Here is a 19,738-nt window from a genome sequence, read left to right as displayed (position 1 = left end):
GTTCGGGTTTCATAAAACAAAGGTAAGCAAAGGTAGCTAATTTTAAAACTTAACAACCAGAAATTTCCGCTGAGCCGAAAAAGAAAAGGAACTTCAGGTCAGCGGATTTTCGGGTCAGCGGAAAGCGTACCTTCTGATACAAAATAAGCATATCCCCCTACACTCTCCATATTTTTACAGGTGATTCATACGTTTCACATTCGAAAAATTGTAGTACTAATAAAAAAAATGTATTTTTGTACTAATCATGAATCAAACGACGCATAAGATGACCGACCCCATCCAGATAAAGCACTATAAAGAAGACATTACCTCTTTTAACCAACTCTACAAGGAGTTTCAAAGACGTTTTGTACGCTTCGCCAATACTTATGTCAGAGATTTAACCACAGCAGAAGATATTACTATTGAGGCGATGATGTATTATTGGGAAAACAGGCAATCCTTAAGCGAAGATTCCAATATTCCAGCCTATATCTTAACAATTATAAAAAACAAATGCCTGAATTATCTGCGTCATCAGCAAATTCATGAAGAATACTCGGATAAAATAAAAGATTACTATGAATGGGAACTGAATACCCGGATCGCCACTTTACAAGCATGCGAACCTTATGAGCTTTTTATTTCCGAAATTCAAGAACTCGTCCAACAAACCCTCACCGACATGCCCGAAAAAACCCGTACTATCTTCATGTTGAGCCGATACGAAAACAAATCCTATAAGGAAATTGCAGTTCTCATGAATATCACCCCCAAAGGAGTAGATTTCCATATAAACAAGGCATTAAAGATGCTTCAGACTAACTTAAAAGATTATTTTCCACTCTTTCTCTATTTTTTTATGAAATGCCACTAGGAATTTTCCATTCTGAAGTGCTGTTTATATAGAAGCATAAAAGAATGCAATAAAATGGAAAAAGAGAAACTACATCGTTTTTTTGCCGGAACTACTTCTATACAAGAAGGCATGGACATAAGAGCATGGATGGAAGCATCCGAAGAGAACAAGCGCATTTTTTACAAAGAGCGTAAATTGTTCGATGCCCTCATGGTGCATGATGACCAAACTACAAATAACTGCATTTCCACCAAACGAATTCCCAAAATTATTCGTCAATGGCTGAAAATAGCTTCCGTCATCATACTGACGCTTACCATTAACTATTTATATCAGGAATATAAATCGGAAAATGAAGTCATTGCCATGAATACAGTATCTGTTCCGGCAGGACAACGTACCAATATTACTTTACCAGATGGAACTAATGTATGGCTGAATGCCCGTACCACTTTACAATATCCGGTCACTTTCAGCCAAAAGCAACGAACAGTTTTTTTAAAAGGAGAAGCTTATTTTGATGTAACCAAGAAGAAAAAAACTCCTTTTATTGTACGGACAGACAAATATGACATTGAAGTTTTGGGTACACAGTTTGATGTAGATGCTTATCCTGACCAAACGGCGTTTGAAACAACTTTAATGAAAGGTAGTGTAAAAGTTACCTCACAGCACTTTCCTGAACAGACAATAACCTTGAAGCCTCATCATAAAGCATATGTAAAAGACGGGCAGTTGGCAGTTACCAAAGTAAACGATTTCACTCCTTACCGCTGGAAAGAAGGTTTGATCTGTTTTAAAGATGAACCTTTCCAGACCATCATGGAAGATTTTGAAAAATATTATGGTATCCGGATCATCATCAATAACAAAAAGGTATTGAAATATTCCTATAATGGCAAGTTCCGTCAAGCAGACGGTATTGATTATGCATTAAGAGTGCTGCAAAGGGATATCCATTTTAAATATGAAAGAGCCAACGATGAAGAAATTATTTACATCAATTGACCAGACAATACTAACCTAAAAACAACAAGCCTATGAAGAAAAGCTCAAGTTAACCTTAAAAAGAAAAATGCCGATAAGTGTTGCCGCACTTACCGGCATAGACTCAAAACAATTTTTCAAGTAAAAAAATCTATTTAAATCAACGCAAAGGTATGAAAAATAACACTTTGTCGGGGAGATATTGCTTCAAAAATCCCCGATTTAAACAAATCTTTAGAATTATGAGAATTTCCACTTTCCTATTGATGGTCTGTGTGTTCTGTTCGTATGCTGGGAATGCCCATTCTCAAAATGCAAAAGTCAGCATACGTATGAATAATGTTAAACTGGATAAGATCCTGAATGAAATTGAAAACCAAACTGATTATCTTTTTATCTACAATAACCAAGTAGATATTAACAAAATTACTTCCGTAAAGGTCAAAAATGAAGCCGTAGCACAAGTACTGGACAGAATTCTGTCAGGGACCGGTATCAACTATGAACTGGAAGGTACACACATTATTTTAACTACAGAAGCTATTAAAGACTTGCATGCTCAACAACAAGCTAAAACAGTAACGGGAACGGTAACAGATGTCAGCGGAGAACCCATTATCGGAGCCAACATCCGTATAAAGGGAACCACAACAGGTACAATCACAGATATAGATGGCAACTTCAGTATTGAAGCCGAACCACAATCTGTTATCGAAGTTTCCTACATTGGTTACCTCACACAAGAAACGGTTATCAACAACCAAAAAAGTATCCGTTTTCTATTAAAAGAAGATACAAAAACTCTTGATGAAGTGGTAGTCATTGGATACGGTGTACAGAAAAAAGCAGACTTGACAGGATCTGTTGCAAACATTAACACAGAAAAACTAAATACACAAAGTAACGCCAACATCGGCCAAGCGCTGCAAGGCAAAATTGCAGGGGTAGACATCGTATCTCAAGGTGGTGCCCCAGGTTCGGGAACCCGTATCATGGTCCGCGGTATTGGTACGCTAAACAACGCCTCCCCTCTTTACATTGTCGATGGCATGTATATGAACAGTATTGATCATATCAACCCCAATGATATTGCCAGCATTGACGTATTGAAAGATGCCTCATCCGCAGCTATCTACGGTTCCCGTGCAGCCAACGGTGTTATCATTGTCACTACCAAAGAAGGAAGTAACACAGAAGGAAAACCTATCATTGATTTATCTGTCAACTTAGGTATATCAACTGCCAGCAAATTTCTTGATATGCTAGATGCCAAAGGATGGGCAGAAGTTACCACTATAGCCCGTCAAGCTATCGGCAAACCGGCATTAGACATGGCTACCGATCTGGCTAACAAACCAGACAATGACTGGCAAGACATCATGTTTCGCCCCGCACTGATGCAAAACTACAATTTGTCTGTAAAAGGTGGTGGAAAATATTCCACTTATTACACCGGCTTAGGTTATTTCAACCAAGACGGTATTGTAAAAGGTACCAATTACCAACGGTATAATATCCAATCCAAGAATGATTATAAAAGAGGGATATTCTCTGCTGGAACAAATCTCATTATTTCATTCAGTCATGACAAGCCCCTTCACCAGGAACTTCGAGGCGGCATGATTGGCACCATTCTGCAAAGTGTTCCTACTTTGGAAAAATATGATGATACTCGTGAAGGTGGATATGGTGGCACATATGGTGATGTGGTAAACATTCCTCACCCATTGGCCATTATTGATGACAACATCATGGACCGTTATAACGAAAATGTAAAAATATTCGCTAACTTGTATGCACAAATTGAACTTTTTAAAGGACTAAAATACAAACTGAATTTAACTCCAGACTTTTCTTTCGAAAGATATAAGAATTATCTCAATAAATATGATTTTGGATTAGCGACCAACAGCATCACCCAATTAACAGAAAGACAAAGAAGGAGACGTAATATACTTGTTGAAAATTTATTAACTTTCGACCGTACGTTCGGAGAGCATAAAATTTCAGCATTGGCAGGTTATACCTATCAAGACAGCAGATTCCGCCACATACAAGCCTATGGTGAAGGATTACCCCAGGGATTAGAAGAAATAGATGCAGCCACAACCAATCGCAGCAACGAAGGCAATTCATGGAGAAGTGTCCTTACCTCTATTCTCGGACGCGTATTCTATTCCTACCAAAATAAATACTTATTCACCGCCACTATCCGCCGGGACGGTTCCTCCAAATTCGGTAAGAACAATCGATATGGTTACTTCCCCTCTTTTTCATTAGGATGGAATGTGGCCGAAGAAAAGTTCATGGAAAACGTGCATTGGCTTGATCAGCTAAAGCTTCGTGGCGGATATGGCGTTTTAGGAAATCAAGAAATCGATAACTATCAATATTCCTCCACCATCACTACCGGCATCAATTATCCCGATGGCAACGGTGGTCTGCTTCAAGGAGCATTTCCTAAAAATTTTGCCAATCCGGATATAAAATGGGAAGAAACCGCTATGACTAATGTCGGCATTGATTTTATGGCTTTTAATAACCGACTAAGCTTAACAGCAGACTATTATGTGAAAAATACAAAAGATATCTTGCTGACCGTTCCTATTCCTATCTCTTCCGGTGGTGCCAATGACCCTATACGCAATGCGGGCAAGATACGTAACAATGGCTTTGAATTCAATTTAGGATGGATGGACCAACCCAATCCGGATATTTCGTATGGCATCAACTTAATTGGGTCTTTCAATAAAAACAAAGTAATAGCCATGGGAAGTGAAAGCGGATCTATCAAAGGCGGTTCTACCAACCAAAACATCACTACCAGTGAAACCAAAGCCGGATATCCTATTGGAGGTTATTGGCTTATCTCTACAGCCGGATATTTCAATAGTCAGGAAGAAGTAGACGCATATGCCAAAGACGGTAAAAAAATACAACCAGCCGCCGAACCGGGTGATATAAAATTTGTAGATGCCAACAACGATGGCGTTATCAATGACGACGACCGTGTATTTCAAGGCAGTCCTTTTCCCGATTTTACTTTCGCGCTGAATGGTAATATGAGATACAAAAATTTCGACTTATCAATCGGACTGCAAGGAGTGTTAGGAAATAAAATTTATAATGCAACCCGTCAGACATTAGAAGATGTAACCAAAGGTTCCAATTTTCTGGCAAGTTGCCTGGATTATTGGACTCCTGAAAACAAAAATGCCTCCCATCCACGCCTGACATGGGATGATCCTAACCGTAATACCCGTGCAGAATCCGACCGTTATCTTGAAAATGGTTCTTATTTGCGTCTCCGCAGTGTTCAATTAGGTTATACATTTCCTCAGACATGGTTTAAAGGTGCCATACAGCATGCCCGTGTGTATATTAACGCTGAAAACTTATTTACTATCACCAGTTACAGCGGATATTCACCGGATGTCAATGCAGACAATGCCAATTATCGGGGATTTGATAATTTTATTTACCCGACTAACCGTACTTTCATGTTAGGACTAAATGTAACATTCTAAAAATAAACATCTTATGAAAACATATATTAAAACGACATTGACCATATTGATTTCAGGCATGCTATTCAGTTCCTGCGAAGATCAATTAAACCAGGCCAATCCCAACCAAGCAACAGAAGATACTTTTTGGAAAGATGAAACCGATTTCAATCTGGCCTTGACCTCTTGCTATACTCCACTGAAGAATGCCCTAAACGGCGGTTATTATGGAACTCGCGGTGTAATGCTGAGAATAGCCCGAGCCGATGAAGTCGACTTCCGCAACGATATTTCGGATGTATATACAGTAAACCGTTTTACTAATAGTAATACAAACTCACTGACACAAGGCATGTTCTATCAATTTTACAATGCCTTGTACCGTACCAACTCCATTATGCAAAAACTGGAAGAAAAGAAAGAACAATTTTCTACCGATTTTCAAAATTCGGTAAAAGGAGAATGTCTTTTCATACGTGGCTTCTATTTATTCCAGTTAGCCAAAGAGTTTAAAGACGCCCCTCTCCGCCTGACAGCCTCCCAATCTCCCTCGACTTTCCCTTTAGCAAAATCATCACAAGCTGATATATGGGCACAAGCCAAAGAAGATTTAAAAACCGCTGCTTCCCTATTGCCCATAACGAATAAAATAGGAAAGCCTACACAAGGAGCCGCTTATGCCGCTTTGGGTAAAATATATGTCTATGAAGAAAATTGGCAAGAAGCGATAAACGTCCTCGAGCCTCTGACGCAGAATCCTTACACCTACAAACTAGTAGAGGACTTTAATTGGAATTTTGATGACACTCATGAAAACAATGCCGAAAGTATTTTCGAGTTATTGATAGAAGATGTGGGTGGAACAGATCTTTGGGGAGATGGAGAAAATATCAATTCCACCCAATCCAATACCCGCCCTAAAGAATATGCCGCTGCTGAAGTCGGAGGATGGTATGAAGCAAATCCTACCCAGCAAATTATGGATATCTTCTGGAAGGAAAAAGACAAAGACGGCAATTTTGATTATCGTGCCCGCTGTTCTGTGGCATGGGACTATGAGGGATGCACTTACTACCAAAGACCTTTCCGGGAAGTTTTTGCACAAGACAAGTGGAAAACATACTGGATTTTGAAATATCAGAACTGGAAGACTCAAAAAGATGAGCCGGCACCTCCCAAGTCATTCATCAATGAAAGAGCCATCCGCTATGCCGATGTATTATTGATGCTGGCAGAAGCCTATATGAACAAAGGGGCTTTAGACACATCTATCGGATATATTAATCAAATCCGCCGACGCGCCAACCTGAATGACTATAGCGGCCCAATAACCAAAGAAGGGGTTTTTGAAGATCTGGTACACCAACGCGCCATTGAATTCTTTGTGGAAGGCGAACGTTTCTACGATTTACGCAGATGGGGATTGTTAGAGCAGACATTAAAAACTTGTGATGATACCCGCTATAAAAACTATCAGACTGGCAAATCCGGTAATATCAATAAGTTCAACTACTTCCCGATACCAGCCAAAGAACTTGACACCAATCCACTTTGTACGCCTAGTGAAGGATGGTAAATCAACAGGTATTAGCTTATATATAACATCAGTAAATTAGTTCTGGGGCTGATTGTTCTTCAAGCAACATTCAGCCCCTCTTTCTCTTCACACTAACCATGAAACGTATCCTTTTATTTGTTTGCATACAATTTTTCTTATTGGCATCTTTTGCCGGAGAAACCATAAATTTCTGTAAAAGCTGGAAATTCCATCTAGGAGATGCAGGCAAAGGAGCCTCTTCTTCCTCATATAACGATTCTCAATGGCGCATATTGAACATTCCTCATGACTGGAGCATAGAAGGCACTTATAAACAATTTGAAAACGGAACCGACTGGCAAAGCGGCTTCCTGCCTGCCGGAATAAGCTGGTATCGAAAAACTTTTACCATTCCTTCCAAATGGAAAAATAAAAAAGTACAAATCCTATTTGAGGGCGTATATCTGAACAGCGAAGTATGGATAAACGGTCATTGGCTGGGCAAACGCCCTAATGGGTATATCAGCTTTGTATATGATTTAACTCCATATTTGCAAGAAGGCAAGAACCAAATCGCTGTAAAAGTAGATCACAGCAAAGCATTAACCGGACGTTGGTATACAGGATCAGGAATATATCGTCCTGTATACCTGCTGGTCAGTAACCCCACCCACATTCCTTATTCCGGAATCCATTTCAGATCCAAGCTACAAAATAAGCAATCTGCCACCTACACCCTATCTATAGAAATTGAAACACAGGAGAAAAAGCCAATCAAAGTAAAAACATATCTACAAGCTCCCAACGGTAGCATAGCCGATACTTCTGAAAAAATATTTGTCCCATCTGCAGATTCTCTTTGCTTCCTGTCAGGGAGCATCAGGAAACCATTATTATGGTCGCCTGATTCTCCTAACGTCTATACACTTATATGCCAACTGACAAGAGATAACAAGATACTAGATGAATGTAGATTACCTGTAGGCTTCCGTCAATTAGAATTCAACCCGGTCAGCGGATTCCTGCTCAATGGCAAATCACTAAAGATAAAAGGAGTATGCGATCATCATACAGCCGGTGCTGTAGGAGCCGCCGTACCCGACGACCTACTTCATTATCGTCTCAAATTATTGAAAGATATGGGATGTAATGCGATACGCACCAGTCATAATCCCTTCTCTCCTGCTTTCTATAATTTATGCGATACGATGGGAATCATGGTACTAAACGAAGGATTGGACGGATGGAATCAACCTAAAGCCGCCGATGACTATGGAAATTACTTTGATGAATGGTGGCAAAAAGATATGACTGATTTCATAAAACGAGACCGCAACCATCCCTCTATCATTATGTGGAGTATCGGCAACGAAGTAACGGGAGCTACCCCCGAAATCCAACACAACCTGGTCAGCCTATTTCACCAACTGGACCCTGACCGCCCTGTCACTCAAGGAGGAACTGATCCTACTAGAGGTATGAAGACCGATTATCAAAAAAAAATCAACTATCTAGACATTATCGGCTTCAATGGAAATGGAGAAGAAATAGGAGAACTAGAACACTTCCACAAAAACTACCCAACACTTTGTGCCATTGCTACAGAGGTACCCCACACTTATCAAACCCGTGGCGTATACCGAAGCCAGACACAATGGAGAAGACGGGATTTCCCCGCTCCTTGGGAAAAAGGAAACATAAACTGGGAACAATTTAAACATCGGGTCTTTCCTATACCTGACCTGACGGAAAAAGAATGCTTCCCCGAAGAATCCGATTATCCCTATTATCAATCGTCCTACGACAATGCTTCTGTACGTATCAGCGCCCGTAAATCATGGCAACGCACCTGTTCTTTCCCTTGGTTAATGGGAGAATTCCGATGGGGCAGTTTTGACTATTTAGGTGAAGCCGAATGGCCTCAACGATGTGGCAATTTCGGTATTATCGACATAGCTGCCATTCCGAAAGACGCCTATTTCCTCTACCAAAGTTTATGGACCGACAAACCAATGGTACACCTTCTTCCGCATTGGACGCATCCGGGAAAAGAAGGAAAAACAATTCCCGTAGTCATTTATACCAACTGTGATGCAGTAGAGTTATTTATAAATAATGTATCTTTGGGCAGTAAACCTTATACAGGGGAGCAACTGATATGGTTAGTTCCTTATTCGCCCGGAAAAATAGAAGCCCGAGGCATAAAAAAAGGAAAAATCGTGGCAACAGACTGTTATCAAAGTGCAGAAGCACCTCATTCTGTCGCCCTTGCCAGTAACAAGTATTCTGTAAAAGCCGGTTCGGATGAAATCATACGCATAGAGATCGACATAACAGATAAAAACGGAATTCCTTGTCCTTATGCCTCCAATGAACTCAGTTTCCACGTAAGTGGACCACTCCGGCTATTGGGGGTAGACAACGGAAACCCTACAGATATGTTTCCATACCAACAGCCCCACTGCCGTTGCTTTCGGGGAAAATGTGTAGTATTATTACAATCTGACGAAGAAAAAGGAAAAGGAACCCTGACTGTACAAGGAACAAAATTAGTAGAAAAAAAATTAATCATCGAAGTGATATGAAAAAAATTCTTTTATTACTCTGTTTATGCTTATTCATAGAAGAGGTTGCTTCTCGAGAATTAGACAAGACATTCCAGTTGCTTCCACAACCACAATCCATAGAACTGACTTCTGGAAAAGGAATCAATTATTGGGAGTTATCCTATATTCTGTCATCAGACACAACTTCCATCCCCATATTGGGAGATATGCTCAACAAACTTCCCCGTTGCCTACGAAAAGGGAAACCCATCCGGCTCCAACTCACCAGCCAGCATGTTCCTGCTTCTCCGGAAGGATACATGATGGAAATTAATGAAAAAGGAGTCTGTATATCAGCCAGAACCATGACAGGTATCTTCTACGGTTGCCAAACTTTAGAACAATTAATGGAAGACAGCCGGGATTTCAACATACTTATTCCAGCCATGCTAATCATCGATTATCCGGCCATTTCCTATCGGGCCGTGCACTTTGATGTAAAACATCATTTAGACCGCATGGAGTATTATTATCAGGAAATAGACAAACTGGCCCGATACAAAATAAACGCAGTTATTTGGGAGCTGGAAGATAAACTGCGTTATACCCGACGCCCCGAAATAGGTGCCCCCAATGCCATCAGCAAGCAGGAAATGCAAGCCTTATGCCGCTATGCCAAAGAACGGAATATTGAAATAACCCCCTTGGTCCAAGGTTTGGGACATGCCGGTTTTATTTTAAAACATCATTGGGAACTACGTGAAAACCCCGACAGCGACTGGGAGTTTTGCCCATCTGACCCTCGTACCTATGATTTGCAATTCGACCTTTACCGGGATGCTATCGAAGCCATGCCTTACAGCAAATACTTACATATAGGAGGAGATGAAATTACCGCCATAGGCATAGACCAACGCTGTAAAGCCACCGGAAAAACTCCATTTGAACTACAAATGATCTGGTTGAAAAAAGTATGCGATTTCGCAACAGCTCACAACCGCATTCCTATTTTCTGGGATGATATGCCATTAAAATATGGCGGTGTATGGGATTTGGTCAACAGTAATGAAACCCAGGATGAAATAGCAGCAAAATGGAACGATAAAAAATTGAATGAAAGCATCAAATTATTCCCCAAAGAATGTGTGTATATGCGATGGAACTACAAAGATGCCACCCAACCGGGGCATCAACGCATTTTACAATGGTATCATGACAAAGGACTGAAAGTAATGGGAGCTACCGCTGCTTCGTGTGGCAGTTCTCCATTTATACCGCGTGAAAATTCACTGGCCGGCTATATCAAAGGATTCAGCAAATTAGTTGCTCAAAATCAACTGGAAGGAATTTTGGCCACAGCATGGGATGATGGTTCCCCACACTCTGAAACGGTGTGGCGTGGATACATCGCACAGGGAGAATATGGCTGGAACCCAACAGCACGGACAGTCGAAGCCTTCAAAGCCGCACATGCCCAACGAGAATTTGGCTTTCATCCAAATGACAACCATATGGCTTTTCTGGATGAACTGGAACAAGAAGCATTTTTCTTTGATGATGCCCTGGTCAATTCGGGAAGGCGCAATCCGGCATGGGGAACTACTGATTTTACTTTAATCAGCCTACCGGATCCAGACGCACCGGGAGCATGGAGCCGTACCTACCAACAAAAAATAGCCCAAGCAAAGGTGGAACAAAAACGATATGAAAAAATATGCCAAGGCATAAAAGAGGCTAAACAACATGCTTTACGCAACCGCTATACATTAGAGGTATACGAACAGACAAACCACTTGTTCAACTTCCCTGTCCGTCTGATTCTAGCCTTGCACAACTATGATATCACTATACATGAACAAGACAAACAGACAGCATTGCAACAAATAAATGAAGTGTGCAATGACTTTCAGACCATGAGAAAACAATTGGAAGAGACCTATTCACAGACCCGTTTTATGGAACAACCTGACGGTTACATTGCTGACCAAAACCACCACAACCATCTTGCCGCCAAAACCAACAACAGCGACTGGTGGTATTATTATGAAATTCCAATGATAAGGAAGACAAGAACATGGATGAACTCTCAGACCGCCCGACAGAAAAACATTCCATAAGAAACAACGAATGAAACTTTAATATAAAAAATAATATGAACCTTATAATACAACACTACTTTATGAAACAACATTTTTTATCTTATCTCATCGCCCTGCTGCTATTTCCTCTCTATGAGATGCAAGCAGCCTACCAGCCTGAGTTTTCTACTGCCGGTTTCTATGAACTGGCAAACTCCGGACGTGAAGTATATTCCATGAATCCGGCATGGCGATTCCACAAAGGAACCGCTACAGGTGCGGAAACCACTGACTTTAATGACCAGGACTGGAAAGTGGTTTCCCTGCCCGACGGCATCGAATATGTACCGACTGAGGCCAGTGGATGTATCAACTATCAAGGTGAGGTATGGTACCGCAAACATTTCACTCCGGCAAATGAATTGAAAGGCAAAAAACTTTTCCTGCATTTCGAAGCTATCATGGGAAAAAGCAAAGTTTTTGTAAACGGCAATTTATTGACCGAACACTTTGGCGGCTACCTGCCTGTAGTCATTGATGTCACCGATGCACTGAATTGGGGGACAGACAATGTGATAGCTGTATGGGCAGACAACAGCAATGACCCCAGTTATCCTCCCGGCAAAGCACAGGATGTACTGGATTATACTTATTTTGGCGGCATCTATCGTGACTGCTGGCTAATAGCCCATCGTCCGGTTTTCATCACCGATCCCAATTTCGAAAACGAAATGGCAGGCGGCGGGCTTTTCGTGGCATACGACAAAGTTTCCGACACTTCCGCAGAAATAATCCTGAAAGCCCATATACGTAATGACAGTAAAAAGAACTTCAAAGGAGTAGTAGAATATGAACTTCAGCAACCCGACGGCACACAAGCCGCATTTCTGAACGATGTCATTCAAGTACGTCCGGGCAAGGCAGTCACTTCAAAAGATAAAATAACGTTGAAGTCTCCTCTGCTTTGGAGCCCTGAAACGCCTACGTTATATAACCTGATTGTCCGTATCCGCGACAATGAAGGAAATGTAGTGGACGGCTACCGCCGCCGTATCGGTATCCGCAGCGTAGAATTCAAAGGAAAGGACGGATTCTGGCTGAACGGCAAACCTTATCCAAGCCCGCTGATTGGCGCCAACCGCCATCAGGATTTTGCCGTAGTAGGCAATGCCGTTGCCAACAGCATTCATTGGCGCGACGCTAAAAAGCTACGCGACACAGGTATGAAAGTCATCCGGAATGCTCACTGCCCTCAAGACCCCGCCTTTATGGATGCATGTGACGAACTGGGGCTGTTCGTCATTGTAAACACACCGGGATGGCAATTCTGGAATGACGCTCCTGAATTTGCACAACGGGTTTATAGCGATATCCGCAACCTGGTACGGCGTGACCGCAATCACCCTTGTGTATGGTTATGGGAACCTATCCTGAATGAAACCTGGTATCCGGCAGACTTCGCCAAAAATACCCTCGATATTGTCAATCAAGAATACCCTTATCCGTATTGCTATTCCGGTTGCGACAGCGAAGCACGGGGACATGAGGTATATCCGGTACTCTTCACTCATCCGGCCAATGCGGACAAGGACTGGGCCATCAAAAGCCTCGACCCTAAAATAACCTATTTCACCCGCGAGTGGGGAGATAATGTAGACGACTGGAACTCGCACAACTCCCCCAGCCGTGTGGCACGCAACTGGGGGGAACAGGCTATGCTCATCCAGGCACAGCATTATGCCGCCCCCCGTTATCCTTTCACCTGTTACGATGTACTCTGCCGTACTCCGCGCCAACACGTCGGCGGCTGTTTGTGGCACTCGTTCGACCACCAACGCGGCTATCATCCCGATCCCTTCTATGGTGGTGTGATGGACGTATTCCGTCAACCCAAATATGCTTATTATATGTTCAAAGCCCAGCGCTCGCCCGAAAAGCAAGACCGTCTTTTCGAAACAGGACCGATGGTGTACATCGCCCATGAAATGACTCCCTTCTCACCCAAAGACGTTACTGTGTACTCCAATTGTGACGAGGTGCGGCTTACTTATAATAAAGGTGGCAAGACATGGACTTACACCAAGCCGGCAACGAAAGAAGGAATGCCCTCACCCGTTATTACATTCAAAGATATATACGACTTCATGATAGACAAAAACATGTCTATGAGAAAGAAGAAACAGGACGAGGTGTTCCTACTGGCCGAAGGCATCATAGATGGAAAAGTAGTTGCCACGCACGAAGTACGACCGGCCCGGCGTCCCGAGAAAGTGCTACTTTGGGTTGACAATGAAAACACCGACTTAAAAGCTGATGGCTCCGACTTTGTAACCGTAGTAGCCGCCATAGCCGATAAAAACGGGAACATCAAACGTCTGAACAACTATTATGTGAAATTCCATGTAGAAGGCGAAGGACGTATTTTGGGCGGAGCGAATATACTGGCCAATCCGGCTCCGGTAAAATGGGGAACAGCCCCCGTACTGATACAATCCACCTTGAAGCCGGGTAAAATCAAAATCACTGCCAGCGTATTGTTCGAAGGCTCGCAAATGCCTGCCAGCGCAGTGTTGGAATTAGAAAGCAAGCCGGCGGCTCATCCTCTCATCTACACCGAAAGTGAAGCTGCGCTGATTTCCATGAACAGCGACTCACCTTTCGGGCAATCAGCCGCCAAATCGGCTTCCGAACTGGAACAGGAACGTTTGCTGAAAGAACGGAATGCACAAAAGCTGAAAGAAGTGGAAAAACAGCAAGCTGATTTCGGTGAAAAGAAGTAAACCTTTCCATCCGGTGTGGGGAAGAGGCAGAAAGAGAAAAGCAATTCAAAGTCTCTTCTACTCCATCCCCACAAGGGATGGAACAAAATGAAAAAACTAAAATACAAATCACCCATGACATATAAGTTAACCGTTACAACCCTGGCACTAACTGCCATAACCTCCACTGTAGCAGCCACTCACGCCAAACCAGACACGGAACATCCCCATATCGTATTGATTTTATGCGATGATATGGGATTCTCTGATTTATCCTGCTACGGAGGAGAAATACATACTCCTAATATAGATTATCTGGCCGAACAAGGCATACGTTTCAGCCAATTTAAAAACACAGGACGAAGCTGCCCCAGTCGTGCCGCCTTACTCACCGGACATTATCAGCACGAAGCGGGAATGGGATGGATGACCGCGGTAGACGAACATCGTCCGGGGTATCGGGGACAGATTTCGGATCACCTGCCCACCCTTGCCGAAGTACTGCGCGACCAAGGCTATGCCACTTACATGAGTGGCAAATGGCATGTTACCTTAGATGCGGCCTTTGAAACCCCCAATGGAAGTTATCCAGTTCAACGGGGATTCGACAAATACTACGGCTGCCTGCATGGAGGGGGAAGCTATTACAAACCAGATCCCGTTTATCATAACCTGCAACGGATTACCGAGTTTCCGGATGATTATTACTATACCACCGCTATCACAGACTCTGCCGTTAGTTTTATCAAACAACATCCCACGCAGACTCCCATGTTCATGTACATAGCACATTACGCACCTCACTTGCCCCTACAAGCCCCCCAAGACAAGATAGATGCTTGCCGTGAGCGCTATAAAGCCGGCTACGATGTTCTACGCCAACAACGTTTCGAACGTCAAAAAGCCTTAGGGCTGATAACGCCGGAAATGGTTCTTCCAGTCTTCCAAAAAGAATTTCCGGACGGTAAACGACCCGCCTGGACCGAACTTACTCCACAGCAGCAAGAAAAATGGATAACCGATATGGCTACCTATGCCGCCATGATCGAAATCATGGACAGCGGCATAGGAAAGGTAATACAGACCTTAAAAGACAAAGGAATGTATGAACATACCCTGTTTCTGTTTATGAGCGACAACGGCTCTACCAGTGAAGGGGGATTCATCAAACAGCTGATGGCTGATTTAAGCAATACCCCCTATCGCAGTTACAAACAATGGGTATTCCAAGGAGGAACCAGTTCCCCTCTCATCCTTACAGACGGAAGAAGCAAAAGCCAGACAGAAAAAGGCAGTATCTGTCGGGAACCCAGTCATATCATTGATATTTTTCCCACCTGCCTGGATATTGCTTCCGCACATTACCCCGACACGTTTCACAATCAAAAAGTGAAATTGGCCGGAACCAGTCTCCTGCCGGCTATACGAAAACAAAAAATACAGCCGCGCGATCTTTTCTTTGAACATCAGACCTCATGCGCCATCCTGTCTGACGGTTGGAAACTAGTACGTGCCAACGGCAGACAGCCTTGGGAATTGATTCACCTCACCACCGATCCTTTTGAGACACAAGATCTTTCCGAACAATTTCCTTTAAAAACAAAAGAATTAGAAAACAAATGGACACGATGGGCAGAGCAACAACACGTTTATCCTTTTGAATACCGTCCATGGACAGAACGAATCAATTATTACCAGTCACTATATCCCGATCAAAAAGGCAAAGAAAACTAAAAAGTTTCCATAAAAATCCCTGTTTAAATTTTCATTCATACAATTCCCTTCATTCAAAACAACAAAAAACTATGATTTTCAATGAGAATTTAAACAGGGAGACAATGACCCCCCCTGCCATCTCCTCAAATTTCCCCTTATTCCCCTAATTTATCGAAAAAAAATCAGCTTTCGCCGAATAGATTAGAAAAATCGGCCGAGAACATTTACCTTTGCTGTCTAAAATTAAATAATAAATACCATTCAAGTTTTAATCATAAAACAGCAAAACGAAAACGATGATGAAAAAGACAACAACTATTCTCTGTTTGGGCATCGCTCTATGCATGTTGGGGTGTAGCGATGACGACGATCAAGTTACGACAACCTCCACCGTTCCTTTTTCTCTCACAGCATCTCTGTCTCCCCGTTCTTCAGATGCAGAGGATACAGGCATCCTGCAAGGCAACTGGGACGCCAACAGCCAACTGGCCGTAATAAAGACCGGTTCCAGCGGCGTTCCCAAAAGCATTCTCACAAGAAAAACCGACTCTTCTGACACCTTTACGGGCAATCTTTCGACACTGGTAAAGAATGAGAATGAAATTGCCGTATTTTACCCGGCGGCAGCCATCACCGCGAACAGCAGTGACACCCTGACCCAAACCCTCAACCTGAGCGGACAGGACGGAACACTGGCAGGTATAACAAATTATGATTACTTATGGGCACAATGTAAAGCCGGCATGAACGAAACCACAGGCTCTTCCGCCTGCGAAATGACCAGTTTGGTCACTATCGGTAAATTCCAGTTCACCGTCAACGGTGGCAGTCCTTTGAACAACATCACAAGAATTACCATAACCGCCACTGCCGGAACCCTCTACTCCAGTGCCGTTATGAAACTAAAAAACGGAGAGTTCAGCAGTACCCAAACAGGAAATATCACTATTAAAAACAAAGCCGGTATTTCCGGAACCACCTACATCTCCTTCTTCCCTTCCGAAGCACAGTTGCATTTCACTCTTGTTACCACCACCGGTGAAGTGTATGAGGCAGCTACTTCGACAACCATCAAATTGGAGAAAGGCAAAGTATACGAAGCTCCGGCACTCACTTGCACTCTTTTACCTTCTGCCAAGGTAGGCGATTATTACTATAGCGACGCTACTTTCTCCAGCGAGAAGAATGAGAATAAAACCTGCATCGGTATTGTCTATGCCCTGGATGATGCGGACGGCAATCTCTCGCCCACCCTGTCCACTTCTCCATTCGGACGCATCGTGGCATTAGGCGACAACCAGTCCAGTACCAAATGGATCAGCAAAGCAGAAGATATAGAAGGCATCGAAAACTATACCACCGCCGACGGCACATTGACAAGCGGTGTCCTCCCTTATTATAACGGAACCGCCGATTCTTTCTTCTCCGATAAGGACGAGGAACGCATCAAGGGGGCAACCATTCATGTTGAAACCGGACAACCTGCCACCTGGGTGTCAGAAGGAGCCATCAGCGACTTCAATGGAAAGGCTCACACCGCCTACCTCGGTAAAAGTTCTTCCAGCTACCCGGCAGGAGGCTACTGCTACCAATACAGTACCAGCGGCAAATCGGCAGGTGAATGGTATTTACCGTCGGCAGGCGAGTTGACTTTGTTGTGGGAACTTCAAAAAGCCGGAATCATTTGCAAAGACAAACAAGATTGTTTCAATGATTTTGCACGCAAAGCGTACTGGTCTTCTTCCGAACACTCGGCAGAATCCGCCTGGCATCTGAATTTTGTAAGTGGTGCGATAGTTGCTAACAGTAAAGCCAGCAACTACGCCACACGCCCTGTCGCACAATTCTAAAGGTCCGATGGAGGCACAGCAGTTCCCATTGGCTATAAATGGTTGACAAATTGATTGTAAAGCCCGGTCCGTTCACCACCAAACGGACCGGGCTTCTTTTTTTTCATATTTTCCACTCTTCCTTTATCAACCCGGACATTTTCCGATCTTCGCAACACACTAATTCTTATGCCCATGAAAATACGCCCCACCTGTAAATTACAAGCAATCATGAAGAAAGCGGAAAGATTGGCAACAAGCATGGGAACCAGCCTGAAGAGATGTAACGTATCATCGCCCGCAAACTGAACATGCCCGTATAGAAAATGTATGGCATGGTTACTTACTATACGTTCTTTGCCATGATCCCCAAAGGAAAACATCCCATCTCCGTATGCATGGGAACGGTCTGCCGTGTACGTGGTTCCGAAAAACTACCGGAAGAATTTAAACGGATATTGGGAATAGAAGCAGGAGAAACAACTCCCGATGGTAAGTTCTTTCCGGACTGTCTGTGGTGTGTAGGCGCCTATGGATTGCCCCCTGTAATAATGATAGAAAGTCTATGACCGACTGCAACCTGTGGATGTGGAGAAGATTATTGAAGACTTGGAATGAAATGCAATCCTTTTTTCTTATTATTAAAATCTTTCTTTTTAATCATTAAGCGTTTTCTTCCTTTCATGTTCTATCTCCCAAGCTTGCGGAGTTAACTCCATAGCCTTTGGAGTTATCTCCATAAGCTTGGGAGTTAACTCCAAAGGCTATGGAGATAGAACACATCCTTTCAAAAAGGCTTACTCTTACGGTCAAAAAGAATTAGCTATTCCTATACTATCACTAAACCCTACAATAAAGTTAAATGAGGAAAAGCCGCATAAACAACGAATAATGCAAAAGTTTGATAAACCGGTGAAAGAATACCACAAGATATCAGAAGAGTTCCCCGCTTTCCATCTGTTTGGAAAGCGGGGAACTCTTCTGCATTAATAAATGCATTCAGTTCAAACAGATTATAAAAACAAGTATAAACTATTTTAGATTATTCTCGGTTTGACTTAACCGATTGAGAAATAAACTTTTAGCGAATTATTTGAGAAGTAGAAGTAACGATTTAGCAACAGTGCGAATTTCAGCGTTTTGCGTTGCTATGCTGTCAAATAACTCTTTCATTTGCAAATATCACATCTTTTCCCGAAAGTACGAACTTTCGGTGGCAATTTTATACTTGCAACTTGCGAAAAAAGAAAATCATTCATCCCATTCATGGGGTATAATGTTAGGGGCGTTGTCTGCTTTGTCATTTTGTAAAAGTTCATAAGTGTCTAATGTTTCGTCTAACCCTATTATTCCTTTGGGTGCTTCAAATCTCCAGCTATATCCGTATTTCTTATCGAGATAGTCGAAAATTATTTGATTTCTTTTTACCCTATGGGAATAACCTAAAATTGTTATTCGCTGTGATTTATCTCGTAAACTTTCTTTTGTGTACCACGATGCATTAAGTCCGTATTTATCCCAAAAATTGTCTTTCAGAACTTTGTTTTCTTCTTCTTTTGAAAGAATTAGGCTTAATTGTGGTGTATGAATACTAAGGTCTGACAATATAATCTTTAAATCTATGTTGCCATTAATGAGAATTACAGTATCTACACGCTCAAGACCAATGCATGAAAATGTTAGATGATATTTCCCTTTTCGCAGGCTATCTATTTTGAAGTACCCTTCTGTATCTGCCAACCAACCACGTTCCGGCATTCCTTTAATTTGAATATAAGCACCAGCACTTAAGGGGGATTTTGTTGTTTGATTAGGAACTATATATTCTTCTAAAAATGTCCTTCCCGTTATGGAAAAATAGTTTTTTTGCGCAAATATGCATATAGGTAAATATAAGAAACCCAATAGAATAATTTTTTTCATGGATAATTCAATTTTT

10 protein-coding genes and 1 pseudogene are annotated in these 19,738 nt (G+C 42.4%); 10 read left to right on the top strand and 1 reads right to left on the bottom strand.

What is annotated here, in order from left to right:
- The first annotated feature begins 268 nt into the window (after positions 1 to 268).
- The 10 genes and pseudogenes from RE317_RS19805 to RE317_RS19760 all read left to right on the top strand — a co-directional run.
- Entirely contained in the window at positions 269 to 859 is a 591-nt protein-coding gene (locus RE317_RS19805) for an RNA polymerase sigma-70 factor (protein ID WP_005840110.1), read from the top strand.
- Positions 860 to 913: 54 nt separating this feature from the next.
- Positions 914 to 1,849, top strand: coding sequence for a FecR family protein (locus RE317_RS19800; protein WP_005852890.1), 936 nt, complete (start codon positions 914 to 916; stop codon positions 1,847 to 1,849).
- A 152-nt stretch (positions 1,850 to 2,001) separates the two neighbouring features.
- Complete coding sequence (locus RE317_RS19795; protein ID WP_008667673.1) at positions 2,002 to 5,355, top strand: TonB-dependent receptor; 3,354 nt, start codon at positions 2,002 to 2,004, stop codon at positions 5,353 to 5,355.
- Between the two features lie 13 nt (positions 5,356 to 5,368).
- Entirely contained in the window at positions 5,369 to 6,910 is a 1,542-nt protein-coding gene (locus tag RE317_RS19790) for a RagB/SusD family nutrient uptake outer membrane protein (protein WP_005852886.1), read from the top strand.
- A gap of 98 nt (positions 6,911 to 7,008) precedes the next feature.
- A complete protein-coding gene (locus tag RE317_RS19785; protein ID WP_008667676.1) occupies positions 7,009 to 9,456 on the top strand; it encodes a sugar-binding domain-containing protein in 2,448 nt (815 codons plus the stop codon).
- Positions 9,453 to 11,534 carry a family 20 glycosylhydrolase gene (locus RE317_RS19780; RefSeq protein WP_008667678.1) on the top strand — a complete coding sequence of 694 codons (2,082 nt, stop codon included), beginning with the start codon at positions 9,453 to 9,455 and terminating at the stop codon, positions 11,532 to 11,534. Before RE317_RS19785 ends, RE317_RS19780 begins: the two co-directional genes overlap by 4 nt.
- Before the next feature lie 62 nt (positions 11,535 to 11,596).
- On the top strand, positions 11,597 to 14,275 hold the full coding sequence (locus tag RE317_RS19775) for a glycoside hydrolase family 2 TIM barrel-domain containing protein (RefSeq protein WP_008782044.1): 2,679 nt from the start codon (positions 11,597 to 11,599) through the stop codon (positions 14,273 to 14,275).
- A 114-nt stretch (positions 14,276 to 14,389) separates the two neighbouring features.
- Entirely contained in the window at positions 14,390 to 15,988 is a 1,599-nt protein-coding gene (locus tag RE317_RS19770; protein ID WP_303266283.1) for an arylsulfatase, read from the top strand.
- A gap of 281 nt (positions 15,989 to 16,269) precedes the next feature.
- On the top strand, positions 16,270 to 17,820 hold the full coding sequence (locus RE317_RS19765; RefSeq protein WP_005852876.1) for a DUF1566 domain-containing protein: 1,551 nt from the start codon (positions 16,270 to 16,272) through the stop codon (positions 17,818 to 17,820).
- A gap of 266 nt (positions 17,821 to 18,086) precedes the next feature.
- Positions 18,087 to 18,417: pseudogene (locus RE317_RS19760) on the top strand (NAD(P)H-dependent oxidoreductase subunit E); the annotation flags it as partial.
- A 633-nt stretch (positions 18,418 to 19,050) separates the two neighbouring features.
- Here the strand turns inward: RE317_RS19760 and RE317_RS19755 are convergent.
- A complete protein-coding gene (locus RE317_RS19755) occupies positions 19,051 to 19,722 on the bottom strand; it encodes a carboxypeptidase-like regulatory domain-containing protein (protein ID WP_008782041.1) in 672 nt (223 codons plus the stop codon).
- Positions 19,723 to 19,738 lie beyond the last annotated feature (16 nt).

Source organism: Phocaeicola sp. GP0067 (genome assembly GCF_031119655.1).
Classification (GTDB): Bacteria; Bacteroidota; Bacteroidia; order Bacteroidales; family Bacteroidaceae; genus Phocaeicola; species Phocaeicola vulgatus.
This window is presented reverse-complemented; position numbering and strand designations above follow the sequence as displayed.

Coding starts and splice junctions, on each gene's coding strand:
- RE317_RS19805 (WP_005840110.1), top strand. CDS start 269: ATGACCGACCCCATCCAGATAAAGCACTATAAAGAAGACATTACCTCT.
- RE317_RS19800 (WP_005852890.1), top strand. CDS start 914: ATGGAAAAAGAGAAACTACATCGTTTTTTTGCCGGAACTACTTCTATA.
- RE317_RS19795 (WP_008667673.1), top strand. CDS start 2,002: ATGAAAAATAACACTTTGTCGGGGAGATATTGCTTCAAAAATCCCCGA.
- RE317_RS19790 (WP_005852886.1), top strand. CDS start 5,369: ATGAAAACATATATTAAAACGACATTGACCATATTGATTTCAGGCATG.
- RE317_RS19785 (WP_008667676.1), top strand. CDS start 7,009: ATGAAACGTATCCTTTTATTTGTTTGCATACAATTTTTCTTATTGGCA.
- RE317_RS19780 (WP_008667678.1), top strand. CDS start 9,453: ATGAAAAAAATTCTTTTATTACTCTGTTTATGCTTATTCATAGAAGAG.
- RE317_RS19775 (WP_008782044.1), top strand. CDS start 11,597: ATGAAACAACATTTTTTATCTTATCTCATCGCCCTGCTGCTATTTCCT.
- RE317_RS19770 (WP_303266283.1), top strand. CDS start 14,390: ATGACATATAAGTTAACCGTTACAACCCTGGCACTAACTGCCATAACC.
- RE317_RS19765 (WP_005852876.1), top strand. CDS start 16,270: ATGAAAAAGACAACAACTATTCTCTGTTTGGGCATCGCTCTATGCATG.
- RE317_RS19755 (WP_008782041.1), bottom strand. CDS start 19,722: ATGAAAAAAATTATTCTATTGGGTTTCTTATATTTACCTATATGCATA.